This is a genomic window from Nocardia jejuensis NBRC 103114, assembly GCF_001613145.1.
In the GTDB taxonomy this organism is placed as follows: Bacteria; Actinomycetota; Actinomycetes; order Mycobacteriales; family Mycobacteriaceae; genus Nocardia; species Nocardia jejuensis.
In genome coordinates this window covers 25,954-49,987 of sequence record NZ_BDBU01000037.1, presented here as the reverse complement: position 1 = coordinate 49,987, position 24,034 = coordinate 25,954, and the positions used below count along the sequence as shown (strand labels likewise).

Sequence of the window (24,034 nt, the reverse complement as noted above, 5' to 3'; positions counted from 1 at the left end):
TATGTTGCGCCCATTCGACCGCGCTCGTGAGAGCGCGGCAAACGAAGAATCGAGGAGCCCTACGCTGTGACGATCCTTGGTATCGGCCTGGACCTGGTCACCATCTCAGAGTTCGCCGAGCAACTGGAACGCGTCGGAACCACCATGATCCGAGAGAGTTTCACCGCCGGCGAGCGGCGCTATTGCCAAAGCAAGGGCACCGATCCCGCACGCAGTTACGCCGCCCGCTGGGCGGCCAAAGAGGCCGTCATCAAAGCCTGGGCGTCCTCGCGCTTCGCGCGCAGCCCCCAGATCGGCGACAATCCCTACCCCCTCATCGAGGTCGTCAACGACGCCTGGGGCCGCCCCAGCATCAAATTGCACGGTCTCGCAGCGGAATTCCTGCCCCGAGTCCGCGTACACCTCTCCCTCACCCACGACGGCGACACCGCCGCCGCCATGGTGGTCCTGGAAGATCCGGGCGAGCTAGCGGACCTGCTGCACGACTGAGTCGATTCGTACGGTCGTGTCCCGCGGCCGGGTTCGATTGCCCCGCACGCCCGCTCGGTGACGAGCGTGCGGACTCAGTTGTCGTCGGGTTCGAAAGTGGTGCGCTGGCCGCCTGATCGCGATTCCTTCTCGGCGATGAGGAGGTACGCGACCATCAGGCGCTTGAGCTCGGCGACGGCGTCTTCGTGGCTGAGGCCGTCCTGGACCGAGAAATTCAGCATCGAGTAGACGACGTGCACCAGCACCTGCGCCATCATGGACCGGCGGGCGCGGGGGGTGCGCGGCATCAGCGGGCGCAGCATCTGCGCCACCGCTTCGGCGAATTCCTTCTCGTGGATCGCGCCGGTGGCCCGGGTGGAGGGCGTGGACTGCATGGCCAGCCACACCTCGCGGCGCGACGGATCGGTCATCCACAGATCGGCCAGATGATCGACCAGCGCGGTCATGTGGCGCAGCCAGTCCATCGACGGGATCTCGCCGTGGAAGTCGGCCAGCTCCTGCGAAACCGCCACCAGGTCTTGGCGATTCAGCTCGCAGACGATGACGTACTTGTTGGCGAAGAACTGGTAGAGGGTGCCGATCGGCACCTCCGCGCGGGCCGCCACTTCCTCGCAGGTGAACGATTCGAAGCCGACCTCGACGAGTAGTTCGCGGGAGGACTGCAGCAGGGCGTCGAACTTTCGCTTGCTCCGGTCCTGCGTCGGGCGGCGACGGGGCATGAGTTCCTGCGGGTCGTCCTGCAGCTCCAACGCAGGGTCCGGTCGTCGAGTCGACCTGGGTCCCGTGCGTGCTTCCACGTCCAAAAGCCTACTGGTAGCGACACGCGGATGACACGCTGCGGTACTTCGTGTGTCTCCACTACTTCGCTCGAGGGTACCCATCCGCACCCGGGAATGGCGACGAACCTTCATCGCAGCTGCTTCTCAGCTGCGCGCCCGAGGGGCTCCGATTCTTCTCTAATTCTGAGTACGACGACGTTGGAAGGCTGATCTGTGGTTGCTTCTGCTGTTGTCCGTTCCGCGGTGACCATCGGTGTCGCGACCGAGCGCGGCTACGTCCGCGCCGTGGCGCTCGCCGACGGCGGCAAACTGTCCGAGCGTGTCGTGGTCGAGCGGGTCGAGGCGGTGTCCGGCGATACGAAGGCCGATCTGGCCGCCGCCGTCGAAGCGGTGCTGGAGGATGTCGCCGACAAGATCGGTCCCGATCGCGACATCGTGGGTGCGGCCGTCGCCTACCGCGACTCGGCCGAGCGCCGGGCCATCGTCACCCGGCTCGCCTCCGGTCCGTGGCACGAGGCGTCGCTGGTGTCGGCCAAGGCCGCGCATCTGGCCGTGGCCCGCGCCATGACCTGGGTGGACGAGTTCGAGGATTTGGCCATCTGCGAGGTGGTGCCCGGATTCCAGGCCTTCTCGCTCATCGACCCGCTGCGCACCCGGGTGCTGGCCGCCGTCACCCTGACCGGCGGCGCGACCAGCGAGGAGTCCATGCGGGCCGCGGTCACCGCGGCCTGGGACCAGTTCGACGCGGCCGGGGTGAAGCCGGACGCCGTGGTGCTGATCGGTTCCGCCGCAAGCGAACCCGGGGTGGTGGCGGCGCTCGAATCCGGCTTCGGCGCACCGGTCATCCCGTGTTCGGTGTCCGCGGGCGCACCCGCCATCGGTGCGGCGCTGGCCGCCATACCGGAGACCGAGTACGCGGGCGACGCGGCCGATCGGGCCCGCCGGGCACGCGGCACCGCGGCGATGTTCGCGGCGGCCAGCGTGCTCGCGGGTGGTCTGGTCGCCGGTGGCGTCTACGCGGCGAGCAACAGTTCCAAGAGCGTGCCCGAGCCGATGCTGACCGATGCCCGCGTCTCCGCCGACGCGCACACCCAGGGCGTCGAACAGCCGATCGGTGACACCGGTTCCGCCGCACCGGAGTTGGGCCCGGACGGCCAGCCCATCGAGGGTCTGCCCGAGCCCGCACCCTCGGATGTGAGCGCGCCCATGTCCGAGGAGCCGCTTCCCGAGCCGGACATCGTCACCCTCGATCCGGCGACGCTCAACTGGGGGTCGGCCGATCCCGACGCCGCGCACTGGCTTCAGTCCAAGCCGCTGATCAAGGGACAGCCCGACGCCGACTCGGTCGGCACGATGGATTCGATCATTCCCGCGCCGACGCATCCGGTCGGCGCGCCCACCGACGGCGGTCTCTTCCAGGACGAGCTCTCGCCCCCCGCGTTAGGTACCCCGGAGTTCTCCAAGTGGTGGGACGGCCACTGGCACATGATGCTGCAGTGGGCGACCCAGTCGATGCCGCGCGCCTGACACGCGGAATTCTGCGCGCGGGAATTCTGCGCGCACGCATAGATTGCGCCGAGGACATTCGCCCGACGATGTGCGAAACCGTCGTGAAGATCGGCCTTCGAGAACCCGGTCCGGCGTGCTGAGGACAGTGCGTTCTCCGCGCGCGGACCGGGTTTTTCCTCCGGCACCGTTCGATCGAGTTCGGTGTTGTTTCATGGGTGCGGACGACGGTCGTCCCGCCGCACGCACCCGACGGGTACGGCCGGAATCAGACAGACAGGTCGCGTCGCAGCTTGGCGACGTGCCCGGTCGCGCGCACGTTGTACTGCGCGACCTCGATCTTGCCGTTCTCGTCCACGAGGAACGTGCTGCGAATGACGCCCGTGACGGTCTTGCCGTACATGGTCTTCTCGCCGAACGCGCCGTAGGCGAGCAGCGTTTCCTTCTCGGGATCGGACAGTAGCGGGAAGGTCAGCTGCTCGGCATCGCGGAACTTGGCCAGCTTGGCCGGTTTGTCCGGGGAGATGCCGACTACCTCGATGCCCGCACCCTCGAGTTCGCTGAGGCTGTCGCGGAAATCGCAGGCCTGCTTGGTGCAGCCGGGTGTGCTCGCGGCGGGATAGAAGTAGACGATGACCTTGCGGCCGCGGTAATCCGACAGCGACACGTCCTTGCCGTCGGCGTCGGGGAGAGTGAAGGCGGGAGCGGTGTCGCCGGGACTGAGTCGGTGGTTCTCGGTCATGCCGCCACCGTAGTAGACGGGCCGGACGCGCTGCGGGCGATACACTCCAGGCAGGCGACAATGCCGCCTTTGCGCGGCTTCCAGACAGGAGTTGACGTGGCGAGAGATACCGAGGCGATCGAGCGCGAGATCGAGGCAGCGCGCCACCGGCTCGCGAGCACCCTCGACGAGCTGGCGGTGCGCGCCGATCCGCAGCGGCTGGCCGACAACACCAAACTCGCGATCGTCGCGAAGGTGAACGAGCCGAAGATCAAGTACAGCCTGATCGGCGCGGGTGCGCTGGTCGTATTGCTGACCCTGGTCAAGATCTTCCGCTGACCACGGCGCGCCGGAGGAGTTCGGCGAAAACAGAAACACCCGGCGCATCGGCGCCGGGTGTTTCTGTTTCGCGGAGACCTTGCGACGAATCAGACCGTCGGGCAGGCGAATCCGTCGCCGTCGGGATCCAGGTGCGGACCGTATCCGGGCTCGCCGCGGAAGAGCGGGGCGTGCCCGGCGGCGCGGGCCTCGTCGCAATTCTTGTACGAGCCACCGGCGGAACCGGTCTGGGCCAGATTCGCCGAACCGGTCGCGCCGGACCCGGTGTCGATGGTGGACGAACCGGTGCCGGAGGATCCGGTGGGGACGTCGGCGAGGGCGATGGCGGTGGGGGCTGCGAAGGTCGTCAGTCCCGCGACGCTGGCGGTGACGAGAAGCCGGCGAACGTTCATGTATTCCTCAATGTCGGCGCAACAGGTTGGTAGCGGCCCGGTTCGGCGCGGATTTGCCACCGCTGCTACACGGATACAGCACGGTGACCGGTCCGGGATCCGGCCCCTACTGTTCTGGCGGAACGTTGCATTGTCAACCGGATGGGCTATCCATCCAGGTGGGGCGTGTGCGATGGGGCGCCGACCGCTAAGCTGTTGCGCCGGAATACGTCCCATTCGTCCGGCTCGGAAATCCTCGGCGGTGAGGATGATCTCGACTCGGGCATGTAGGACGAACGGTCCGTACTTTACGACAGTTCCCGCCCGGGAGGCCTCGGGTAGCGGTAGTTTCTCCGACCGTGCCGCGAATTCTTCACCTGGCTATTGGTGTCCATGTCAACCAAGAGTGGCTAGGATGTAGGCATGACCCGCTGGCTTGATGACGAGGAACAGACGACCTGGCAGGCGTACATCCGCATGCGGCAGCGCCTGGACTCGGCGATCGCCACCGGTCTCACCCGCGACGGCGTGTCGACCTCGGACTACGAGGTGCTCGTCGCGCTGTCCGCGGCGGGCGGGCAATTGCGCTCCAAGGAACTGGGCGCGGAGATCTGCTGGGACAAGAGCCGGCTCTCCAAGCATCTGTCCAGGATGGCCGCGCGCGGACTGGTCGATCGCTGTCAGGCCGTCGACGACGCGCGCGGGCGTGAGGTGCGCCTGACCGAGGCCGGGCGTGCGGCCCTGCACGCCGCCGCGCCCAACCATGTCGAGCTGGTGCGGCGACTGTTCATCGACGGCATGACCGAGGACGAGGCCGCCGCCCTGCGTTCCCTGGCCACCCGCGTGGTGTCCGAGGTCGAACGCACCGACCTGCTCTAGGCGTCGGTCGGCTTGTCGGCTAGTCGCCGGTGGACTTGTCGGTCCGCGTGCCCTTCCAGTCGCCGAACGGCTCATCGCGCTCGCGCACGGCCTCGCGGAAACCGGCCGTGGCGGAACGCAATTGGAACGCGTAACCCTCGCGGGTGTGCCGGGAAATGCCGTCGAAGACGGTGCTGATCATGCCGGAGTTGGCCACGCCCTGACTCAGCAGCGCGCTGTTGAGGGCCAGCTTCGCCATGACCAGCTGATTGATCGGTACCCGTGAGATGCGTTCGAGCAGATCCTCGGTGCGCTCGTCCAGCTGATCCGCGGGCGGGGCCTCGATCGCCAGGCCCCACTCCAGCGCCTGCGCGCCGGTCAGGCTGTCGCCGGTGAACAGCAGCCGCTTGGCACGCTGATCTCCGACCCGGTGCGCCCACATGCCCGCGGCCGGAATGCCCCAGGTGCGGGTGGGCGGATAGCCGAAGCGGGCATCGGCGGCGCAGATGATCTGATCGGCGTACAGCGCGATATCGGTGCCGCCCGCGATGGCGAAACCGTGCACCTTGACCACCGTCGGTTTGTTGGCATGCAGCAGACTGGAGAAGCCGCGGTTGAAGCGCGACATCATGGCGTAGTCCACCATGGGATCCCAAGTGCCCCAGGGATTGTGATTGCGCGCCTGAGCCACCGGATCGAGTACGGTGCCCTCGGCCGACTGCGCGCCCTCCGCCGGTTCGAAGCTGTTCTCCGCGAAGATCGACAGGTCGTAACCGCCGCAGAAACCCTTGCCGCGCCCGCTCACCACGATGACGTGCACGCGCGGATCCAGATCCGCGCGCTCCACCGCCGCCGCCAACTCGATCGGGGTGTCGGCGGTGATGGCATTGCCCCGCTCGGGCCGATTGAACGTGATGCGCGCGATTCGCCCGGTCACCTCGTAAGTCAGTGTGCGGCCGGTGAATTCGCTCTCGGGGGCCGGACGTCCCGCGAACGGCGAGTCATCGCCGGCGGTCAGATCCTCGCGCCAGGCGGCCGGCCGGGTCCCGGAATGGTTCTCGTAGTCTGGTGACACCCAAGAAGTGAACCTCCGTTCATTTCTTCGTGTCAAGCCCCTGTGCCGAGTCGGGTCAGCGCAGCCAGGGTGTGACCGGTGGCTTCACCCAGAGGATCTTCTCGTCGGGGTGCTCGCGCGTCGCGGCCGGGTGCTCGGGGTGGCGGGCCGTCCAGGCATCCTTCTCGTCCAGCAGTCGGGCGACGACCGTCCAGGTCTCCTCGGTGCTCGGCGGATTGGTGTCCGCCGCGCGGGCCAGCTTGCGCTGCTGCGCCGATGGCATCGCCAGCAGTTCCGCGCTGGTGATCGCGCGCGACCAGATGTAGCCCGCCAGCCGCTTCGCCTTCTCCTCGCGACTGCGGCTGGCGTGATCGGAGTGCGCGTAGTCGGCCATGATCGCAACCCCGCAGGTAGAGGACTTCTGTCGGGCCCGACCCTACCGCAGCGGGGTGACAGGAACCGGGGTGGGATCCCGGCCCCGGACTTCGCAATCCGGGCTCACGCGCAGTGCCGGCACCGCCCGCATGTACACCCGCCCCGCGCGCCCTCACCGCACCGAAAAGGTCTACGCCACCGCCACTCTCGAACGCGGCTGATCGATCGCCCGGGCCGGTGGTGGCGAACCGCCCGGTTGTCGCACGGCGATCACCAGGCGGCGGGGCGGACTCGGCCCGGTGTGACGACTCGGGCCAGCGCATTGCGGAGGTCGGTGACCGCCGCGGGGCCGAGGGTGGCGGCCCAGTGGTCGGTGAAACGGGCCGCGGCGGCATCGGCGGCGCGGGTGCAGGCCCAGCCGCGCTCGGTGAGGGTGATGAGTTTGGCGCGGGCGTCGCGCGGGTGCGGATTGCGTTCGGCGTAACCCTTTTTCACGAGCTCGTCGACGATCTGGCTGGCCGCCTGCTTGGAAACGCCGAGGTGGTCGGCGATCTCGACGACCGTCGCGCCATCGGGGGCCATGCGTACGAATGCGAAGCCGTGGGTGGGCCGGATGTCGGTGAACCCGGCGGCGACGGTTCCGTGGTGGATGGCGTCGGTGACCTCCGTCGCCGCCGCGAGGAGGAGCAAAGGCAGGTCCTGGGCGTAGGGAGGCATGGGCAAATCTTGGCACTTGACAGACAAGTCAACAAGATTGACTATATTAGTCAAGAAGATTGACCAATAAGGAGTTGCCCGATGCCGTTCATCAACGCCGCCACCGCCGAAGTCCACGACATGCACGGCTCCCGATTCACGCCGCTGGTTCGGCCCAGCGCGGGCAGCGCCGAACTGTGCATCTGGAAGCTGGAGATCTCCCCGGCCACCGAGGGCGTCGCGCACCGTGTGCTGCGCGAAGAAGCCTTCGTCCTGCTCGATGGAGAGATTCGCTTCACGATCGCGGGGGAGACCTCCGATCTGAAGCCGGGTGACGCGGCCTTCGCCCCGGCGGGGTCCACCATCCGACTGGACAATTCGAGCAGCGCACCGGCGACGGTCATGGTGACCGCCCCGGTCGGCTTCTCCGGGGAACTGTCGGACGGCACCATCATCACCCCGCCCTGGGTGAGCTGACCGCACCGGCCGCGGCGGATTGTCCTCGCCGCCTGCGCGATTCGGACCCGATCCACCGGTGCATCGCATCGTCGCGTCTGTACCGCCTGCCTAGGAAGCGGTGCCGGAACCCGCCCTGGAGAACCCGTCAGCCGACCGTCACAGGATCGAGATCGCAGCTGACATCGTCCACGGGAAGTGCTCCGCTCACGAGATACCCGTTGATCGAATCATTGACGCACGAGCTGAGTTCCGGCCGGAATGTCATGTGTATGCGTACATCCCGCAGTGTCACCAAGCGGGACTCCGCCAGATGCCGATGCAACTGCATGCCGTGCGCGTACGGCGTGCGCGGATCTCCGGTCGCCTGCACGATCAACGCGGGCACCGAATTGCGCACCACCGTGGGCGCTTCCACCGGTCGCGGCCAGAAGGCGCACGGTTCGACATTGCTCGCCATCGCACCGAAGACCGGCTGGGTCGCCCGACTCTGTTCGATGTTGTTCCAGTACCAGCCCAGGTCGGTCGGAACGCTCGCGTCACCGCACGCGATCTGGGCCAGCGTCGAATTCTCGCCGTCGCGAAGGGCTCGCAGAATCGCGGCCAGCCGAGGCGTGCGGGCGGCGACCGGTGGGCCGCCCGCCGCGTCGGCGATTTCCCGAACGGTGTCGGCCGCGACCGCGTCGAGCCGGAAATTCATGAGCATCCCGTGCAGCAGGAACGGCAACCAGTGATCGTCGATCCCGAAGCCGTCCATCACGATCGGCTGCCGTGCGGCGTCCCGGATCAATTGTTCGATCGTGCCCCGGACCTGCTGCGGGGTGCTTCCGAATCGATAGGTCTCATCGCGCGTCGCGGCCCATATCGCCCACTCGTCCAGTGCCCGTTCGTCCGCCGGTCCCCAGTCCCGAACCAGCCCCTCCCAGTAGCGATCCGGATCGATCGCGCTGTCGAGCACGAACCGGTCGCTGCGCTCGGGGAACATCTGGGTGTAGACCGCCCCGAGATACGTCCCGTAGGACGTCCCGTAATAGCTGATCCTCTCCTCGCCGAGCACCCCGCGCACCACATCCATATCCCGCGCGGTATTGCGAGTCGTGAACTGCCGCAGCAGTTCCGGATCCCGAATCAAACAGGCTGCCGCCATTCCCGCCGACTGCACCGTGTCGTACGCGAAACCCAGCACATCCAGCCCCGCCGACCGGATCATCTCGCCCACCGGCCACCCGCACCGCCCGCTGCGCCCCGAGTCCCCGACTCCGCGCGGATCCATCCCGATCAGATCGAACCCCGCCAGCACCTCCGGCGACAGCACATCCCCGAGCAGATCCACACTGTCCCGTCCCTCGGCGCCGGGCCCGCCAGGATTGGACAGCAGCACGCCCTGCCGATGCTCCGGATCTCCCGCCCGCACCCGGGATATCGCGACGGTGGTGGTCCGTCCACCCGGTGTCGAATAGTCCACCGGCACCAGCACATCCGCGCATTCGCCGCCGGCCGCGTCCAGTCCCGCGATACCGCAGGGACCCCACTGAACCTGCTGCCGATAGAACCGATCCATCCCAGCGGCCTGAGCCGGCGGCGGCTCCGCGCGCCCCGGTGCGCTCATCGGAACGGTGAGCGCGGCCACCGTGACCAGGGTGGCAACCGACCGATGGAAAACCCTCGCCAACAACAGAACTCGCCTCTCGATCGCGATCACACAGCATTTGATCATGACCGCCCGGTACGCCGTGTGCATCGGGCGTTCGCCCCTGATGTTCGGGTTCGGGCGGAGCGGCCGGGGTCGATCCCGGGCGCCCGCCGGTGTCCTGATTCGCCGCTCCACAAAAACTACAGTGGCGGGTACAGGCATAGCACTTCGCTCGCGAAAGGTTATCGATCGCAAAGTCGGAATGAAATCTCCGGCGGGATCCGAAAAATAGCGAATTACCCCTGATGGGAGGGATTCGGGCCGCCGATACCCGCAATGGCCGCGCGCGCAAAATATGGGAATCGTCAAATTGCTATCACTGTCGGTTGGCTCACACTTCCACCGTTCGGGCAGGTAAGCAGGCCAATCCGTGGCATAGTGGGGAAACCGAGGACGGGCGTTTTACAAGAAATTTGCCCGACTCGTCTACAGAAAAGAAGTTGTAAAAGTATGACTCAAGGCAGTGTGAAGTGGTTCAACGGTGAAAAGGGCTTCGGCTTTATCGCTCAGGACGAAGGCGGCCCGGACGTCTTCGTGCATTACTCGGCCGTGAGCGGCTCGGGTTACAAATCCCTCGAAGAGGGACAGCGCGTCGAGTTCACGGTGGAGCAGGGCCAGAAAGGCCCGCAAGCCCAGGACGTCCGCGCTATCTGATACAGCGTGATTCGAGAAGAGCTTCGCACCCCCGACGGTGCGAGGCTTTTTTCGTTTGTGCAGCGTGTGGCCTCGACGGCATTGCCTGGGCTATTGCGGGTCTGTTCCGTAGATCGAGCGGTACTCCTTGGCGAAGGCGCGGCGGCCGAGCAGGCGCCAGGCAACTCTCGCGGCGAACGGCATGTCGGAGAGGAACTTTCGGCGATCGGCATGCGGGACCCCCTGCAGAACGAAGCCGAGGAAGACCAACTGCCGATCCTTGGGCACGGCGCCACGGCCACGTTCCCCGAGTGCCTCCCATTCGTGCGCGGTCATGACGCGTTCGGCGAGTGGCAGGACGAAGGTCTCCTCCTCGGTCATGTGCTCGTCGAGAGCGGTGGCGAGCGCGGACAGTGTGGCCACGAGATGCTCGCGCACCTGCGGATGCGCCGCTGTGGCGAATTCCGCGGCGTGACGGTCCGCGCGAGCGATCAGTTCGGCGATCCGCTCATGCTGTTCCTCCATTCGCAGAATCAGCGCGCCGTCGGTTTCAGCCCGCTCGAGCAGTAGTGGCCACATCAGCTCGTCCTCGGCGGAGTGATGGTGATGCAGGCCGGTATCGAGTTCGGTGAGGAACTCGACGAGGCGGCGCGCACGGGTGGTATCGCCGTCGGCGACACCGCCGACCAGGGCGGGCAGGGCGTCGAAATGGCGACGGAAGGCGCGGTGCACGAGCACCATGTCGGCGGTATCGGGGCGTTCGGCGGTCTGGGGCGTGGCGTTCATGACCCCACTGTGGACCGATCCACTTGTAGGGCACTTGCAATAGAATCTGCCGCCATGGTGCGGATTCAGGTGCTCGGTTCGCTGGCCGCACAGACCGGACGTGGCAGCGTCGATCTCGGCGGTCGCCGCCAGCGCGGTGTGCTCACCCTGCTACTCGTTGCCCGCGGCGCGGTCGTGCCGGTCGACCGGCTGATCGACGATCTCTGGCGCGGAGAGCCGCCGACGCGCGCACTCGGCACACTGCAGGCCTACATTTCGCACCTGCGCAAGCTGCTGGAACCGGACCGGCTCCCTCGCACGCCGGCCACCGTGCTGGTGAGCCAGGCGCCGGGATACGCGCTGCGCGTGGCCCCCGAGGCTGTGGACGCCTGGCAATTCGAGTCCGAACTGCGCAGTGCGCCAGAGGATCCCGTAGCGCGCCGACGCATCCTGGAGCAGGCGCTCGGCCGCTGGCACGGCCCGGCGTTCGCCGAGTTCAGCGATGAGTCGTGGGCGCGCCCGGAGGCGAACCGACTCGAGGAACTACGCCTGGCGGCACGAGAGCAACTGGCGGCGACCCTGATCGAACTCGGTGACCCGACTACCGCCGCGGTGGAAGCGGATGCTCTGACCAGCACGCATCCTTTGCGCGAGGAGGCCTGGCGCATCTCGGCGCTGGCACGATTCCACGCGGGCCGGCAGGCGGACGCGCTCGCCGCGCTGCGTGCCGCCCGCGCCGTACTCGCGGACCAACTGGGCATCGACCCTGGCCCCGCCCTGATCCAGCTCGAGGCCGATCTGCTGGCACAACGCATCCCCGTCGATCTGCCGGCCCCGGTGCCGTTGCCGTCACCGACCGAACACCCTGCCCAATCTCGTTTCGAATTGCTGGGCCGGACAAGGGAACTGGATGAGCTGCGGCGCGCGGCGCGAGCCGGCGGCACCCCCCGGGTCGCGGCCGTGATCGGTGAGGCTGGAAGCGGAAAATCCCTTCTGCTGCAGCGTTTTCGGACCGAATTGAGGTCCGAGGGCTGGCGTGTGATCATGGGCCGCTGTCCCGAGGAGGACGGCGCGCCCCCGGCCTGGGCCTGGGTGGAAGCGCTGCGCGAGCTCACCACCGAGGTCGATCCGGGCCACTATGCCGAACCTCTGGGGCCGTTGCTCTCGGACCGGCGCACCATAGCCGACGCGTCGGTCGGGCGTTTTCTGCTGCATCGTGCGGTGGGTGCGTATCTGAAAGCCACGGCCCAGCGGCAGCCGCTCGCCGTCTTCCTCGACGACCTGCATCGCGGCGATCTGGAGACTCTCACCCTGCTCGCCAGTGTGGCGAAATCGGCGTCGATCCTCATCGTGATCGCCTACCGCCCCGACGAGATCGGGGCGCCACTCGAGGACGCGCTCGCCTCGCTGGCCACTGTGACGGCGGCGCGAATAAGCTTGCGCGGCTTGGATTTCGACGATGCGGCGATCCTGGTCCGGTCGGTCGCGGGACAGATTTCCGACCGGGCGACGATCGAGGCCCTGGCCGAGCGCACCGGAGGGAATCCCTTCTACCTCACCGAAAGTGCTCGTCTGCTGGCCAGTGAGGGCGCGCTCGTGGCGACGTCGGAGGTGCCGCAGGGCGTGCGTGACGTGTTGCGCCGGCGCTTCGCGCGACTTCCGGAGGTCAGCGTGTCGGTCTTGCGCCTGGCGGCGGTGATCGGGCGCGAATTCGACATCGAGGTGCTGATCGGCGCGGCCGAGATCGGTGAGGGTGAGGTGCTCGATGCGGTGGAGGCCGGTGTGCTCGCCGGACTGCTCGAGGAACCTGGCGCCGAGCACGCGCGGTTCACGCACGCGCTCATTCGCGACGCTCTGCTCGGTGACCTGTCCCGCACCCGCCGCCGCCGCTGGCAGCTGCGTGTCGCCGAGTCGATCGAGCGGGCTCGGCCGGACGATCTCTCCGCCCTCGCACACCATTTCGGAGAGTCGCTCACCGCGGCGACGGCACGGCGGGCCGCCGACTATGCGCTCGCGGCAGCCGAACAGGCCGAGCACCGATTCGCCCACGACGCCGCCGCCGAGAGCTACGGCCGCGTCGCTCTCGCGCTGGAACGGATCCCCGGCACCGCTGCCGAGCGGGTCGGCGCGCTGTCGCGCATGAGCCGCAGCTACCTCGCCGCGGGTGCCGGACTATCGGCCCGCGATGCCCGCGATCGGGCAGTGTCCGCAGCCGATACAGCCGAGTTGCGCGTCGAGGCGCTCACCGCGTGGGATACGCCGACTCCCTGGCTGAATCGCGCATACGGTTCCGTCGATATGCGTGTGGTCTCGTGCATCGAGGACGCGCTGCGCACACGCGAGCTGACGCCGCGGGCGCGCTGCCGTCTTCTGGTCTCGCTGGTTCGCGAGATCGGTGGAGAAGTGCACGAGCGAGCGCGCGAGGCAGCCGAGGAAGCGGAGGTACTGGCCCGAGGACTGAGCGATCCCGGCCTGCTGGGGTTGGCGTTACAGGCCCGAACATCCGTGTACGACACGTCGATTCCCCTCGCCGATCGTGACAGGCTCGCCTCGGAGCTGATCGGCCTCGGTGCGGACAACGATCTTCCCGCCTTCGCGCTGATCGGCCGCAACGCCGCACTTCAGGTCGCCGCGGCGCGCGGCGATGTGGACCGCGCGAATGCCGAACTCGCGGCCGCGACGCTGCTGGCCGACCGCTACCACTGGCGTCAGGCTCAAGCCGCGAACATCATGGGCCGCGCCATGATCGCGCACCTGACCGGGGATCTCGAAGCGGCGGAACAGCATTACCGGCATGCTCACGAATTGTTCACGCGCTATGAGGTTTTCGATTCGGACGGCAATCTGCTGATCGCTCTGGTCAGTATCCGCCTCACCCAGGGCCGGATCGGTGAATTCGCGCCGCTGTTCACCGAGATGTTCGAGCAGATCGACACCTCGGGCAACGATCTGGTCGTCGACCCGTTCGTGTTGGCGCTGTTGGAAATCGGTGACCGGCCCGGTGCGCAGGCGGCGGCTCGGGCGCGCCGCCCGCTGCGCAACGACTTCTTCCGTTCGCTCTTTCTCACCGTGCGAGGCATGGCTGTGGTGGGCTTGGAACAACGCGCCGAGGCCGAGCAGGTGTACCGGCAGTTGCGCACCTACTCCGGCCAGATCGCCGGTGCGGATACCGGCGCGCACGCTGTCGGACCGGTCGACATCGTGCTCGGCGACCTCGCGGCGCTGCTCGGCAGACGGGATCTCGCGGCTGAGCACTACGCCGCCGCCGCGGTACTGGCGCGCCGCTGCGGATGCCGAGAGTGGATCGCCGCCGCGCGCAACCGCATCGGTTTACAAGTCGATCACTAGTCGCGCCCGGAAGGTTGATGGCAGATCGAGCATCATCCAGCAGAAGGAGCGCCGCCATGCCGACCGACCGTCAGCTCAAGACCGTCAACACCCTCCACCGCGCAGTGATCAGGCTCAGTGGCGGAACCCTCGGCACCACCTTCAAGGGCATGCCGACGATCCGCCTGACCACCATCGGCCGCAAATCCGGTCGCCCCCACGCCGTCATCCTCACCGCACCCATCATCGACGGGGACACGATCGTCGTCGTGGCCTCACGCGGCGGCGATCCCACCGACCCGGCATGGCTGCACAACCTGCGCGCGACTCCCACCGTTCGAGTGTCCCGCGGACAGGGCCCCGATCGGCCCATGACCGCGCGCGTCCTGTCTCCGACCGAGCGCAACGCCCTCTGGCCCGACGTCGTCGCAGCCCATCCCGGCTATGCCGACTACCAGAAGATGACAACGCGAACCATCCCCCTGATCGCCCTGACCCCCCACTGCGACACCCAACGCCCGTAACCGCCCGGAACGCCGGAGCTAACCGCCGGACCCGGCCACTGCAGGACGAATTCTTGCGCGGGAGAACCGAACAGCGGGCGACACTGCTCGTCGAGTCCGACAACGTAGCTTCGGCGCGAACATCAGCGCCTGGCCTTGACGTGGCGGCGTTCAGGATTCGCTCGATTCAGCCCTCAGCGGCCGAGTTCGGCGCGCCGCCAACGCAGTTCGCGCTCGGTTTGGTGCATGGGCGATCCAGAGAACGGCAGGGCGGCATAGTCGACTGCCACGGCCGCTCGGAGTGCGACAGTGCGCGCGGAAACCGCGGCTCGCTCGGAAAGTCCGATCTCTGCGGCGAACGCAGCCCAATCACGGGCGCGTAGCTTGCGGGTTCGGCCGGAGATCGGCAGTGCCATCGAGTCATCTCCGTAGACCAGCGTGCACGGAATATCGAATATCGGTGCGACACCCCATTTCCCGCCGGGCCCCTCGACCACACCGACGTTCTTCGCGTGTAGGTCACCGTTTCCGGTGAGCCAGGCAAAGAGAAACTGCAAGTACAGGTTTCGGCGAGCCACTGTCGGAGCCTCGGAGATCTGCGCGAGCGCGTCGACCACGGTGGCCGCATCGGGCTGATACTTCGACGCCGGGGGTAAGCCCAGTACCTGTGTCGCATCCTCGAACGCCAAGCGTCGCCACGTCTGACTCTCGCGCACCCGATCGAATCGCCGTACCAGCAGTCCGGTGTCGCCGATGCGGTCGGTCACCAGATTCGCCTCGGCTACAGGGATCTTCATCAGCCTCGCCGCTGTCAGATGCGCCGCTTCGTTCTCCACCAGATGGGGGTACTCCGGTTGCGAGAGCTTCAGAATGAACCGCCCGTCCCGAGCCGAGAACGGCACGCTGATCATCGACGCGCTGGCTTTGCGCTGCACTCCCGGCAGCGCATGGGTATCGATTTCGTCCACGAATCGTGCGAACTCGAGTTCGTCGAGTGAGCCTCCCTCGACCAATGGCGGTATATCGGTGAGTGACTGATCGGCAGGGATGATCTGCACATCCCCGGGCACATCGTTCCCCACCGCCAGCAGCAGGCTCAACTCATCGTTGATGCTGGTCTTGACCGCACGCTGCAACACCGTGAGCCGATGTCCTTCGGGCAGAAGACCTTCGAAGAAGGGCGGCACCGCGCCGGCGATGCTGCGCACCGGATCCGGGCCGAGCGGGAGCGTGGTGGCTACAGGCGTCCCGGAGTCGGCGAGATAGTCCTTCCGGTAGCGAAATTCGGTCCCACCCTCCGCTGTCCGCTGCAGCACAGCGGCGCGCTGACCAGCCTTGTATACATCCGCTCGGGCAACCCGCCGAAGCTCCTCGAGATCCTTCAACCGACGACACCCAGGGTGAGTCCGAGTACGTCGGCCACGATGGCGACGGTGGCGATACTCGTCGAGCCGCTGCCGTGCTCGATCTCGCGCACCGTGCGCGTGGAGGTGCCCGCCAGCTCCGCCAACTGCTCCTGCGTCAGACGATGACGGCGGCGAGCCGCGTGAATGGCATCCCCGATGCTCGATACCACGGTCATCGCATCACCTCCATAAACCGGCAGTATTCTGCCGATGTAGCGCGGATTCAATCAGGCTACCTTAACCATAGCCCAAATCGGCAGAATATTGCCGATCCCATCGATTTCACCTACGTTCCGCAGCCGGTAAGGGGGAAATCGGCAGGATATCGCCGATGGAGGTCGATGCGGAGTTCGTTCGATGGTGCCGACGGCCTCCGAAATCGGCGGGCACGAGGCCCGCGGGTCCGGCGACATCGGCGACCACGCCCGGTCGGTCGAGCTGTACCGGGCGGCCGCTGAACGGCATGCGGGCACCCGCAACGTGGTTCACCTGCGCGCCTGGTCCGCGACGGCTCGCGCCCAAATCGGTGACCTCGCAGGCACAGTGGCCGAGAGCATGCCGGTCCTGGCTGATCTCGCCGAGGTGTCCTCGACTCGTACTCTCCGGGTCATGGCACCGATCCGGCAGGCCGCCCAACAACTTCATCGGCAAGTGACTTCCGCAACCAGTTCGACGCACTCGCACAGAAAGCCATCACCGCATGACCAACCCGCTCACGGGTTTGACGTTCGATCACCTCACGGCCTCACAGGCGCGCGAACAGCGAGATGTCGTGGAGGACATATACATCCGCTCCTATGTGGAGGCCATCGCTTCCGGGGACCCCTTCGACTCACCCGCTGAATTCATGCGGCGGTTCGACGCGTACACCGGTCGTGGTGAGGGATTCGCGCTCGTGTTCGCCTGCGTCGATGGCAATGCCGCCGGGCAGGCGTGGGGCTGGCCACTGCAGCGCAACGCGCGCTGGTGGGAAGGGCGGCGCCTGGACTCGGGGGATCTCACGGAGTTCACCACCGAGACCGGCTCTCGCACTTTCGCGCTCAGCGAGATCATGGTGTGCGCGGAATATGCCGGCCGCGATGTAGCTCGGCCGCTGCAGGATGAACTCCTGAGGGGAAGGGCTGAACAGCGGGCGACACTGCTGGTCGAGTCGGACAACGGGAGGGCATATCGCGCCTACCTGAAATGGGGTTGGCGCCGTGTGGGCGCGCTCACACCGGACTGGCCGAAGGCTCCGGTGTTCGATGTGTTGATTCGCGAGCCGCTCGGATGACCGCAGCTCGACCGTACCGACACACCGTGCGTAGTTCGGACGAAGAAAGCCCCTCTCGTTCCAGCTTATCGCTGGTGAGAGGGGCTTTCTTTTGTGCGCCATCAGGGACTTGAACCCCGAACCCGCTGATTAAGAGTCAGCTGCTCTGCCAATTGAGCTAATGGCGCCTGTGCCAGCTGGCCGGTTCCTTGCGGTTTCGGCTGCTCTGCGGTGCGGAAGAAACATTAACAGGGATACCCGCAGAAAGTGAAATCGCCTGGTTGGGCTGTGTTTTTGGTGCGGGTGGGGGAGTTGGGGCGGGGTGTTAACAGATCGGGGGCCGGAACGGATGAACCGTTCGAGCCCTGCGGGGGCGACGCGTTGGTCGTTGGTTGGGGTTCGTTCCTGGCAGAATGAGCGATGCGTGGTCTCGACCGGACCCCCGTGGGCGTGGCTGGTCGGGCAGGTGTGGTCGGGGCCGAAGTCCTCGGTGGCCGGATACGCACGAGACATGAAGTGGGGTTGCAATGAGCGATGGTCTGGGCCGGCGCCGTTCGACGCGGCGTCGTTCGCGAGGATGGCTGGGAGCTGTGGCGGCTGTGTCGGTGGTGGCGCTAGCGCTGACCGGCTGCTCATCGGGGTCCTCCGACTCCTCTTCGGTCGCAATCGATTCCAATCCGATCAGCGAGCTGGTGAAGCCGAAGCTGATCGCACCGATCAAGGACGGCGACAAGGGCGTCGCCCCGAACGACCTGACCCTGAAGGTCGAGGACGGTCAGATCACCAATGTGGCCCTGACCAATCCGGAGGGCAAGCAGGTTCCGGGACAGCTGGCCGCGGACGGCCGGTCCTGGAAGTTGGGCGAGCAGTTGGGATTCGGGCGCACCTACAAGCTGAGCGTGGACGCGATCGGCCTGGGTGGCGCCGCCAACAGCACTATGAGTTTCACCACGATTTCGCCGAACAATCGCACGCACCCGTACCTGTTGCCGGCCGAGAACGAGGTCGTCGGCATCGGGCAGCCGGTGGCCGTGCAGTTCGACGAGAACATCCCGGATCGCAAGGCCGCTCAGGCCGCGATCAAAATCACCACCACGCCCGCGGTGGAGGGTGCGTTCTACTGGGTCAACAATCGCGAAGTGCGGTGGCGCCCAGAGCATTACTGGGCTCCCGGCACCAAGGTCGACATCGCGGTGAACACCTACGGCAAGGATCTGGGCAACGGCCTGGTCGGTGATTCGGATATCACCTCCAACTTCACCGTGGGCGAGTCCACCATCTTCACCGCCGACGACAACACCAAGATGGTGACCGTCGAGATGAACGGTCAGGTGGTTCGAACCATGCCGACCTCGATGGGCAAGGACAGCGCGCCCACGAACAACGGCGTCTACATCGTCGGCGACAAGTTCGACAAGATCATCATGGATTCGTCGACCTACGGCGTGGCCGTCAACTCGCCGCAGGGTTACAAGACTCCGGTCGACTGGGCGACGCGAATCTCGTACTCCGGCATCTTCTTCCACTCCGCGCCGTGGTCGGTGGGCGCGCAGGGGTCGAGCAACACCAGCCACGGCTGTCTGAACCTGAGCCCGGAGAACGCCAAGTGGGTGTACGACAACGTGAAGCGCGGTGACATCACCATCGTCAAGAACACGGTCGGTCCGATCCTGCCCGGCGTCGACGGACTGGGCGACTGGAACATCCCGTGGGAGCAGTGGAAGGCCGGCAACGCGGACGACAACCGCTAGCCGCGAGGCACGACCGCACAAAGCATGAAGGAGGGGCACCAGCGGGTAGCTGGTGCCCCTCCTTCTGCTCGATCGAAGCTAAGCGGGGTGGTCGCGCCTCAGATCGGGGACGGGACCTGTCCGCAGCCGAAGCTGGCCTCGCCCGAGATGGGCATCACGCTTCCGGTGACCAGGCACAGGGTCTTGAAATTTCCGAAGAGCATCTTGTCCAGGTTCGGCAGGCCGAAGGAGCCGGTGCCGGTGGAGCCGGTGGTCGCCAGCCCGCCCGCGCTGCCGGACTTCACCGAGTCCGATCCGGACCCGGTGCCCGCGGAGAACGACACCGCGGCCTGCATCGGGTCGGTGTTGTCCGTGGGTACCGCGGCGGCGTCCGTCAGGTAGATATCTGCGGAGGCCACGGCGGGGGCAGCGGTCATGATGGCTGCTGCCAGTAGGAATGTCGAGACGGCACTACGTTTCACAAGAAGGTCTTTCTGATCGAGCACGGAGCGGCGGTCCCCGATGCCCGCCTGTGTCGGGTGAAGTCTACGAAGATCGAGTGCGTTGCGCCACAACTTGTGAAACGATGACGAACCCGTCACAGTCCGATGCGAGCGATAGCTCGCACCGGAGCTCCGTCCGCGCCCGGGATGTTGAGCGGCAGCAGGGTTGCTTCAATGCGATGAACTGCGTGTTGTGCGGCCAGCAGGGTCTCCAGGGCGGTCAGGTTCTCCGCGATCACCGCGTGCGCGCCGCACAGGATTCGATGCACCGGAATCTCGTGAGCGGGCGTCGGATCGACGCTCAGGGCATCGATGCCGACGGTCCGAACGCCCGAATCGACCAGATAGGTCGCCGCCTCCGGAGTCAGATGCGGATGCTCGAGGTACGCGTCGCTACCCCAGTGCCGCGACCATCCGGTGGCGATCAGAACGATGTGCCCGGCCCGCACCCTGCCCTCGAACCGGTCCCGGCCGATCGCGGCGCGCGGCGCGAGACCGCGCGCGTCCACCACGACGGCCGGGCCGACGAATCGATCCAGGGGCAGAGCGTCCAGCGCGGGCAGCGCGTCGTCGATATGCCTCGGTGCGTCCACATGCGTCCCGGTCTGCGAACCCAGATCCAGGTGCAGCACGTTCACCCCGTCGGTGCGCACTCGCAGCGCGGGTTCGATCACGACTTGCGGATCGCCCGGGTAGACGGGCATACCGCTGCGCAGCGGCACCGACAGATCGACGAGGAGCACGATGCGTACGCTACCGGCCCGCGCCCACGACGACGTTCGGATCGATGAGTCCGAAGACCTCGCCCTGTGGTCCCTGCACGACGCCCATTCGGCCGAACGGGCTGTCGTCCGGGCCCATCATGCTCGTGCCGCCGAGTTCGACGGCCTTGCCCAGCGCGGCGTCGAGGCCGTCGACCTGGAACCAGGTGAGCCAGTAGGGCGGGGTCTCGCCGGGCAGGAGGCTCGAATCCATCAGTCCGCCCGCGGTTTCCGAGCCGCCGGGCACGGCGAAGGTGGAGTAGACGAAGTTCTGCCCGTCGCCGATCTCGGTGAACGACCAGCCGAAGACGCTGCGGTAGAACTCCTGCGACGGCGTGTACTGCCCGGTGTGCAGCTCGTTCCAGCAGTACGCGCCGGGTTCGTTGTAGACCCCGGCGCCGGTGTGCGCCTTGGCTTCCCACAGTCCGAACACGGCTCCGCCCGGATCGGCCGCGATACTCATGCGCCCGACGTCGAGCACATCGAAGGGCGGCATGTAGACCGCGCCGCCGGCGGCGGTGATCGAGCCCGCGACCGCGTCGGCGCTGTCGGCCGCGAGGTAGGTGGTCCACACCGAGGGCATGGCGACATTGCCCATCTTGGGGCCGATTCCGGCGGCGGGCCTGCCGTTCGACATGGCCATCAGATACCCGCCCGCCTCCGGCGGACTGTCGAGGATCTCCCAGCCCAGCAGGCGGGAGTAGTAGTCGCGGGCTGCCGCCGGATCATCGACCGAACAATCCACCCAGCAGGGTGTTCCCTGTGGCCAAGCGCTGTCACGAGTGGGCATTGCCTTGTCTCCTGTCGTGTGTCCTGCACGCGATGGATCCCGATGACGCGGGACCAGCTAATCAGAAGCCTGGGCGGCGGGCGCCGGGTACGGCCGGTTGTGGCCGGAATGCGACGAGACTCGGCGGCGAAACCAATTTTTCGATTCCTTGGACGTGCGACCAGTTACACCTGTTTACTTTGAGCCCGGGTGGACCACACCGCCCCCGAGATCCGCAGAAGCTCGGTACGCGTTATCAGTCCCGGATCACCTCCGGGACGCTGAAGGAGAAAAATGTTCCGGACTCATCGGATGACGGCGCTCGTGGCGTCGGTTTCGTTGGCTTCTGCGGGGTTGAGCGTTCTGAGTGCGGGAATCGCGTCCGCCGACTCGGCCTGTGCCGTGCGGAGTTACGACACGAAGAAAGACATCAGCACCGTCGGTATCACGCATACCTACGAAAAGATCGCCAATGCCGAGTCCATCGGCGCCGGAACCACGGTGACCTACAAGATCGTGGTCGGCACCACCGGTATCGGTAACCCCTACGTGAACACCATCACCGATTTCCCGCCGACGGGATTCGGCGCACCGGTGAAGACCTCGGTCACCGCCTATCACGCGGGCACCGGGCAGCGCACCGAGGACGTCACCGCCGTGCCCAACGCGGGCGGCTGGAAGGTCACCAGCACCGGATGGTTCGTCAACTCCGGCAACCCGGTGACCCTCAACATCACCTACCCGGTTCCGGGTGACCTCAAGGCCGGACAGCAGATCACCAGCGGTGGCGTCGGTGTGGCCGGCACCGTCGGTGTCAGCAACGAATTGCCCAATCTGACTTCGTGTTTCACCGCGCGCGGCGCGAACGCCGGTGAGTCGCTGCTGGGCAGCCTGGGCAACAACGGCCTCGGCTCCTCCGACGGCCAGCTCAGCTCGACGGGTTCGTTCAGCGACGTCCTGTCCGACGTGCTGAAGAAGTTCCTCGGCAGCTGAGCAAGTCCGGATCACCGGTCCCGGCCGGCCGCTCGTGCCCGAACCTCGGCACGGGCGGCCGGCCGCTCCGCCCGGCCGAAATCGACGAGGAACGACACTGATGTTCACCCGAACGTGGTTCACCCGCGCACTGCCGACCCCGGCGACGATTGTCACCTGCCTCGCACTATTGTTCGCGGCAGCCATTTCTCCCGGCGTGGCCGCTGCCGAGCCGACCGGATCCCAGCTCGTCTTCATCGATCGAGCCGGGCAGCGCGAACAGATACTCCACGTCTATTCCGAGTCCATGGATCGCGTCATCATGCTTCAGGTGATCACGCCGTTCGATCGCAGTGAACCCCGCCCGACGCTTTATCTGCTCAATGGCGCGGGCGGTGGCGAGGATGTCGCGAACTGGCATCGCCAAACCGATATCGTGCAATTCTTCGCGGACAAGAACGTGAATGTGGTGACGCCACTGGGCGGCGCATTCTCGTACTACACCGACTGGCAGCGCGATGACCCGAAGCTCGGCCGCAACAAGTGGACGACCTTTCTGACCCGGGAGCTGCCGCCGATCATCGACGAGGCACTGGGCACCTCGGGCGTCAATGCCATCGGCGGCATCTCGATGGCGGCGAGCTCGGTGCTCAACCTGGCGATCGCGGCCCCCGATCGCTACCGGGCCGTCGCGTCCTACAGCGGATGCGCCTCCACCACGGACCAATTGAGCCGGTCCTACATCAAACTCGTGCTCGAACGCGGTGATGCCGATCCCCGCAATATGTGGGGTGAGGACGACGATCCGGACTGGGCGCGCAACGACGCCGTGCTGCACGCCGATCAGCTGCGCGGCAAAACCCTCTACATCTCGAGCTCCAGCGGCCTGCCCGGTTCCGAGGACACCCTGGCCAACCCCCTCGTGGGCGGGCAGGCCGGGACCCTGGCCAATCAGATCGTGCTCGGCGGCGTCATCGAAGCGGCGACCAATCTGTGCACACATCGGCTCGCGGATCGGCTGAACGAGCTGGGGATCCCCGCCGATATCGAATTCCGGCCCACCGGAACGCATTCCTGGCGGTACTGGCAGGACGCGCTGCATCAGTCCTGGCCGAGCATCGAGGCGGCGATTCGGTAGTAGGCTCGGGCACCGGCCCGGCCCGAAGCCTCGGTGGTTCCGGCGGGCCGGTTCCGGGTCCGAGGTCGTAGGGGAGGGGCTGCCGAGATGTGTTCGCCGCGGATAGTGCAGGTCGCGCACGAGAGCGCCCCGGCGCGAGCGCTGACCCGGCGGGCGTGGCTCGGCGCCGCCGGGCTCGGTGCGGTGTCGGCGATGGCGGCGAGATCCACTGTGGCGCAGGCGGCTCCGGTCGAGTCCGGGCAGGTCGTCGATCTCACCCATGCCCTGACACCCGACCTGCCGATCTGGCCGGGGAACACGCCGTTCACGATGGTGCCGGTGGCCTGGCACGATCGGGGCGGCTTCGGCCAGAACGCGCTGGTGCTGTGGGAACACACCGGTACGCACATCGACGCGCCCCTGCATCGGGTTCGCGACGGGGCGTCCGTGGACCGGATCGACGCGCGGGATCTGGTGGCTCCGCTGGTCGTCATCGATGTCTCCGCGCGCGCGGCGGCGAATGCCGATGCGGTGCTGACGGTCTCGGATATCCAGGAGTGGGAACGGGCGCACGGCCGAATTCCCGAACGCGCGTTCGTCGCCATGTACTCGGGATGGGAACGACGGCTCGGTGACGCGGGCAGCTTCCTGAACCTGGACGGTGAAGGGCGCCCGCACGCACCGGGATTCGCGCCGGAGGCGGCGGAATACCTGGTGTCGCAACGCGGAATCGTCGGCGCGGGTGTCGACACGCTGAGCCTGGATCAATCGGCGAGCCGTGACTTCGGCGCGCACACCGCGATTCTCGGCGCGGGGCGGTACGGGGTGGAGATGCTCGCGAACCTAGGGCAGGTGCCGCCGTCGGGTGCGCGCGTGGTCGTGGGCGCGCCCACACACGCGGGCGGCACCGGCGGTCCCTGCCGCGTGTTCGCGCTGACCTGAACGGCGCGGTCGATCAG

General features: G+C 66.8%; 26 protein-coding genes and 1 tRNA gene. 13 read left to right on the top strand and 14 right to left on the bottom strand.

Going from position 1 to position 24,034, the window contains the following annotated elements:
- Nucleotides 1-66: 66 nt before the first annotated feature.
- Entirely contained in the window at nt 67-489 is a 423-nt protein-coding gene (gene acpS, locus NJ1_RS27285) for a holo-ACP synthase AcpS (RefSeq protein WP_067699472.1), read from the top strand.
- A 74-nt stretch (nt 490-563) separates the two neighbouring features.
- Here the strand turns inward: acpS and NJ1_RS27280 are convergent, their stop codons facing one another.
- On the bottom strand, nt 564-1,208 hold the full coding sequence (locus NJ1_RS27280) for a TetR/AcrR family transcriptional regulator (protein ID WP_422615784.1): 645 nt from the start codon (nt 1,206-1,208) through the stop codon (nt 564-566).
- A 303-nt stretch (nt 1,209-1,511) separates the two neighbouring features.
- Here NJ1_RS27280 and NJ1_RS27275 point away from each other — a divergent pair, with 303 nt between their 5' ends.
- Complete coding sequence (locus NJ1_RS27275) at nt 1,512-2,795, top strand: DUF7159 family protein (protein ID WP_067699470.1); 1,284 nt, start codon at nt 1,512-1,514, stop codon at nt 2,793-2,795.
- 247 nt (nt 2,796-3,042) lie between these two features.
- Here the strand turns inward: NJ1_RS27275 and bcp are convergent, their stop codons facing one another.
- Nucleotides 3,043-3,516, bottom strand: a complete 474-nt coding sequence (bcp, locus tag NJ1_RS27270) for a thioredoxin-dependent thiol peroxidase (protein ID WP_067699609.1) — start codon at nt 3,514-3,516, stop codon at nt 3,043-3,045.
- 96 nt (nt 3,517-3,612) lie between these two features.
- Here bcp and NJ1_RS27265 point away from each other — a divergent pair, with 96 nt between their 5' ends.
- Nucleotides 3,613-3,834 carry a DUF3618 domain-containing protein gene (locus NJ1_RS27265; RefSeq protein ID WP_067699468.1) on the top strand — a complete coding sequence of 74 codons (222 nt, stop codon included), beginning with the start codon at nt 3,613-3,615 and terminating at the stop codon, nt 3,832-3,834.
- An 89-nt stretch (nt 3,835-3,923) separates the two neighbouring features.
- Here the strand turns inward: NJ1_RS27265 and NJ1_RS27260 are convergent, their stop codons facing one another.
- The gene (locus NJ1_RS27260) at nt 3,924-4,226 is read right to left on the bottom strand and encodes an excalibur calcium-binding domain-containing protein (RefSeq protein ID WP_067699466.1); all 303 of its coding nucleotides are present in this window, start codon (nt 4,224-4,226) and stop codon (nt 3,924-3,926) included.
- Nucleotides 4,227-4,628: 402 nt separating this feature from the next.
- Here NJ1_RS27260 and NJ1_RS27255 point away from each other — a divergent pair, with 402 nt between their 5' ends.
- Nucleotides 4,629-5,084, top strand: a complete 456-nt coding sequence (locus tag NJ1_RS27255) for a MarR family winged helix-turn-helix transcriptional regulator (RefSeq protein WP_067699464.1) — start codon at nt 4,629-4,631, stop codon at nt 5,082-5,084.
- A gap of 19 nt (nt 5,085-5,103) precedes the next feature.
- Here NJ1_RS27255 and NJ1_RS27250 read toward each other — a convergent pair whose 3' ends face one another.
- The 3 genes from NJ1_RS27250 to NJ1_RS27235 form a co-directional block, all read right to left on the bottom strand.
- Nucleotides 5,104-6,138 carry a crotonase/enoyl-CoA hydratase family protein gene (locus NJ1_RS27250; protein WP_067699462.1) on the bottom strand — a complete coding sequence of 345 codons (1,035 nt, stop codon included), beginning with the start codon at nt 6,136-6,138 and terminating at the stop codon, nt 5,104-5,106.
- 55 nt (nt 6,139-6,193) lie between these two features.
- On the bottom strand, nt 6,194-6,511 hold the full coding sequence (locus NJ1_RS27245; RefSeq protein WP_067699460.1) for a hypothetical protein: 318 nt from the start codon (nt 6,509-6,511) through the stop codon (nt 6,194-6,196).
- A gap of 251 nt (nt 6,512-6,762) precedes the next feature.
- A complete protein-coding gene (locus tag NJ1_RS27235) occupies nt 6,763-7,209 on the bottom strand; it encodes a MarR family winged helix-turn-helix transcriptional regulator (RefSeq protein ID WP_067699455.1) in 447 nt (148 codons plus the stop codon).
- 81 nt (nt 7,210-7,290) lie between these two features.
- Here NJ1_RS27235 and NJ1_RS27230 point away from each other — a divergent pair, with 81 nt between their 5' ends.
- The gene (locus NJ1_RS27230; RefSeq protein ID WP_067699453.1) at nt 7,291-7,665 is read left to right on the top strand and encodes a cupin domain-containing protein; all 375 of its coding nucleotides are present in this window, start codon (nt 7,291-7,293) and stop codon (nt 7,663-7,665) included.
- Between the two features lie 127 nt (nt 7,666-7,792).
- Here the strand turns inward: NJ1_RS27230 and NJ1_RS27225 are convergent, their stop codons facing one another.
- Nucleotides 7,793-9,274, bottom strand: a complete 1,482-nt coding sequence (locus tag NJ1_RS27225) for an alpha/beta fold hydrolase (protein ID WP_218025269.1) — start codon at nt 9,272-9,274, stop codon at nt 7,793-7,795.
- Between the two features lie 513 nt (nt 9,275-9,787).
- Here NJ1_RS27225 and NJ1_RS27220 point away from each other — a divergent pair.
- The gene (locus NJ1_RS27220; protein WP_067699451.1) at nt 9,788-9,991 is read left to right on the top strand and encodes a cold-shock protein; all 204 of its coding nucleotides are present in this window, start codon (nt 9,788-9,790) and stop codon (nt 9,989-9,991) included.
- A 90-nt stretch (nt 9,992-10,081) separates the two neighbouring features.
- On the opposite strand, the gene NJ1_RS27215 is transcribed toward NJ1_RS27220, so the two are convergent.
- On the bottom strand, nt 10,082-10,756 hold the full coding sequence (locus NJ1_RS27215; RefSeq protein ID WP_245717604.1) for a hemerythrin domain-containing protein: 675 nt from the start codon (nt 10,754-10,756) through the stop codon (nt 10,082-10,084).
- A gap of 54 nt (nt 10,757-10,810) precedes the next feature.
- Between NJ1_RS27215 and NJ1_RS27210 the strand changes: the two genes are divergently transcribed.
- Both NJ1_RS27210 and NJ1_RS27205 read left to right on the top strand, forming a co-directional pair.
- Entirely contained in the window at nt 10,811-14,083 is a 3,273-nt protein-coding gene (locus NJ1_RS27210) for an ATP-binding protein (RefSeq protein ID WP_067699449.1), read from the top strand.
- Nucleotides 14,084-14,139: 56 nt separating this feature from the next.
- Nucleotides 14,140-14,586: a nitroreductase/quinone reductase family protein gene (locus tag NJ1_RS27205; RefSeq protein WP_067699446.1), complete on the top strand. Its 447-nt coding sequence runs from the start codon at nt 14,140-14,142 to the stop codon at nt 14,584-14,586.
- Between the two features lie 173 nt (nt 14,587-14,759).
- Here NJ1_RS27205 and NJ1_RS27200 read toward each other — a convergent pair whose 3' ends face one another.
- Entirely contained in the window at nt 14,760-15,950 is a 1,191-nt protein-coding gene (locus NJ1_RS27200) for a type II toxin-antitoxin system HipA family toxin (RefSeq protein WP_067699444.1), read from the bottom strand.
- Nucleotides 15,947-16,147 carry a helix-turn-helix transcriptional regulator gene (locus NJ1_RS27195; RefSeq protein ID WP_067699442.1) on the bottom strand — a complete coding sequence of 67 codons (201 nt, stop codon included), beginning with the start codon at nt 16,145-16,147 and terminating at the stop codon, nt 15,947-15,949. The genes NJ1_RS27200 and NJ1_RS27195 overlap by 4 nt, the downstream gene beginning before the upstream one ends.
- 524 nt (nt 16,148-16,671) lie before the next feature.
- On the opposite strand from NJ1_RS27195, the gene NJ1_RS27190 reads away from it, so the two are divergent.
- A complete protein-coding gene (locus NJ1_RS27190) occupies nt 16,672-17,244 on the top strand; it encodes an N-acetyltransferase (protein WP_067699440.1) in 573 nt (190 codons plus the stop codon).
- A gap of 94 nt (nt 17,245-17,338) precedes the next feature.
- Here NJ1_RS27190 and NJ1_RS27185 read toward each other — a convergent pair.
- Nucleotides 17,339-17,411 (bottom strand) — tRNA-Lys (locus NJ1_RS27185).
- 339 nt (nt 17,412-17,750) lie between these two features.
- Between NJ1_RS27185 and NJ1_RS27180 the strand changes: the two genes are divergently transcribed.
- The gene (locus NJ1_RS27180) at nt 17,751-18,974 is read left to right on the top strand and encodes a L,D-transpeptidase (RefSeq protein ID WP_067699438.1); all 1,224 of its coding nucleotides are present in this window, start codon (nt 17,751-17,753) and stop codon (nt 18,972-18,974) included.
- Nucleotides 18,975-19,072: 98 nt separating this feature from the next.
- Here the strand turns inward: NJ1_RS27180 and NJ1_RS27175 are convergent, their stop codons facing one another.
- From NJ1_RS27175 to NJ1_RS27165, 3 genes are all read right to left on the bottom strand, one after another.
- Nucleotides 19,073-19,390: a hypothetical protein gene (locus NJ1_RS27175; RefSeq protein ID WP_067699436.1), complete on the bottom strand. Its 318-nt coding sequence runs from the start codon at nt 19,388-19,390 to the stop codon at nt 19,073-19,075.
- A gap of 161 nt (nt 19,391-19,551) precedes the next feature.
- Nucleotides 19,552-20,199: a cyclase family protein gene (locus NJ1_RS27170; protein ID WP_084478906.1), complete on the bottom strand. Its 648-nt coding sequence runs from the start codon at nt 20,197-20,199 to the stop codon at nt 19,552-19,554.
- Between the two features lie 10 nt (nt 20,200-20,209).
- Nucleotides 20,210-21,007: a VOC family protein gene (locus tag NJ1_RS27165; protein ID WP_067699434.1), complete on the bottom strand. Its 798-nt coding sequence runs from the start codon at nt 21,005-21,007 to the stop codon at nt 20,210-20,212.
- A gap of 273 nt (nt 21,008-21,280) precedes the next feature.
- Here NJ1_RS27165 and NJ1_RS27160 point away from each other — a divergent pair, with 273 nt between their 5' ends.
- From NJ1_RS27160 to NJ1_RS27150, 3 genes are all read left to right on the top strand, one after another.
- On the top strand, nt 21,281-21,979 hold the full coding sequence (locus NJ1_RS27160) for a hypothetical protein (protein ID WP_067699432.1): 699 nt from the start codon (nt 21,281-21,283) through the stop codon (nt 21,977-21,979).
- 100 nt (nt 21,980-22,079) lie between these two features.
- Nucleotides 22,080-23,096, top strand: a complete 1,017-nt coding sequence (locus tag NJ1_RS27155; protein ID WP_067699430.1) for an alpha/beta hydrolase — start codon at nt 22,080-22,082, stop codon at nt 23,094-23,096.
- An 87-nt stretch (nt 23,097-23,183) separates the two neighbouring features.
- Complete coding sequence (locus NJ1_RS27150) at nt 23,184-24,017, top strand: cyclase family protein (protein WP_067699428.1); 834 nt, start codon at nt 23,184-23,186, stop codon at nt 24,015-24,017.
- Nucleotides 24,018-24,034 lie beyond the last annotated feature (17 nt).

Bases quoted from the DNA above. Each gene is read 5' to 3' on its own strand.
- NJ1_RS27280 (WP_422615784.1), bottom strand. From the start codon at position 1,208: ATGCCCCGTCGCCGCCCGACGCAGGACCGGAGCAAGCGAAAGTTCGAC.
- bcp (WP_067699609.1), bottom strand. From the start codon at position 3,516: ATGACCGAGAACCACCGACTCAGTCCCGGCGACACCGCTCCCGCCTTC.
- NJ1_RS27260 (WP_067699466.1), bottom strand. From the start codon at position 4,226: ATGAACGTTCGCCGGCTTCTCGTCACCGCCAGCGTCGCGGGACTGACG.
- NJ1_RS27255 (WP_067699464.1), top strand. From the start codon at position 4,629: ATGACCCGCTGGCTTGATGACGAGGAACAGACGACCTGGCAGGCGTAC.
- NJ1_RS27245 (WP_067699460.1), bottom strand. From the start codon at position 6,511: ATGGCCGACTACGCGCACTCCGATCACGCCAGCCGCAGTCGCGAGGAG.
- NJ1_RS27235 (WP_067699455.1), bottom strand. From the start codon at position 7,209: ATGCCTCCCTACGCCCAGGACCTGCCTTTGCTCCTCCTCGCGGCGGCG.
- NJ1_RS27230 (WP_067699453.1), top strand. From the start codon at position 7,291: ATGCCGTTCATCAACGCCGCCACCGCCGAAGTCCACGACATGCACGGC.
- NJ1_RS27220 (WP_067699451.1), top strand. From the start codon at position 9,788: ATGACTCAAGGCAGTGTGAAGTGGTTCAACGGTGAAAAGGGCTTCGGC.
- NJ1_RS27215 (WP_245717604.1), bottom strand. From the start codon at position 10,756: ATGAACGCCACGCCCCAGACCGCCGAACGCCCCGATACCGCCGACATG.
- NJ1_RS27210 (WP_067699449.1), top strand. From the start codon at position 10,811: ATGGTGCGGATTCAGGTGCTCGGTTCGCTGGCCGCACAGACCGGACGT.
- NJ1_RS27205 (WP_067699446.1), top strand. From the start codon at position 14,140: ATGCCGACCGACCGTCAGCTCAAGACCGTCAACACCCTCCACCGCGCA.
- NJ1_RS27195 (WP_067699442.1), bottom strand. From the start codon at position 16,147: ATGACCGTGGTATCGAGCATCGGGGATGCCATTCACGCGGCTCGCCGC.
- NJ1_RS27190 (WP_067699440.1), top strand. From the start codon at position 16,672: ATGACCAACCCGCTCACGGGTTTGACGTTCGATCACCTCACGGCCTCA.
- NJ1_RS27180 (WP_067699438.1), top strand. From the start codon at position 17,751: ATGAGCGATGGTCTGGGCCGGCGCCGTTCGACGCGGCGTCGTTCGCGA.
- NJ1_RS27175 (WP_067699436.1), bottom strand. From the start codon at position 19,390: ATGACCGCTGCCCCCGCCGTGGCCTCCGCAGATATCTACCTGACGGAC.
- NJ1_RS27165 (WP_067699434.1), bottom strand. From the start codon at position 21,007: ATGCCCACTCGTGACAGCGCTTGGCCACAGGGAACACCCTGCTGGGTG.
- NJ1_RS27160 (WP_067699432.1), top strand. From the start codon at position 21,281: ATGTTCCGGACTCATCGGATGACGGCGCTCGTGGCGTCGGTTTCGTTG.
- NJ1_RS27155 (WP_067699430.1), top strand. From the start codon at position 22,080: ATGTTCACCCGAACGTGGTTCACCCGCGCACTGCCGACCCCGGCGACG.
- NJ1_RS27150 (WP_067699428.1), top strand. From the start codon at position 23,184: ATGTGTTCGCCGCGGATAGTGCAGGTCGCGCACGAGAGCGCCCCGGCG.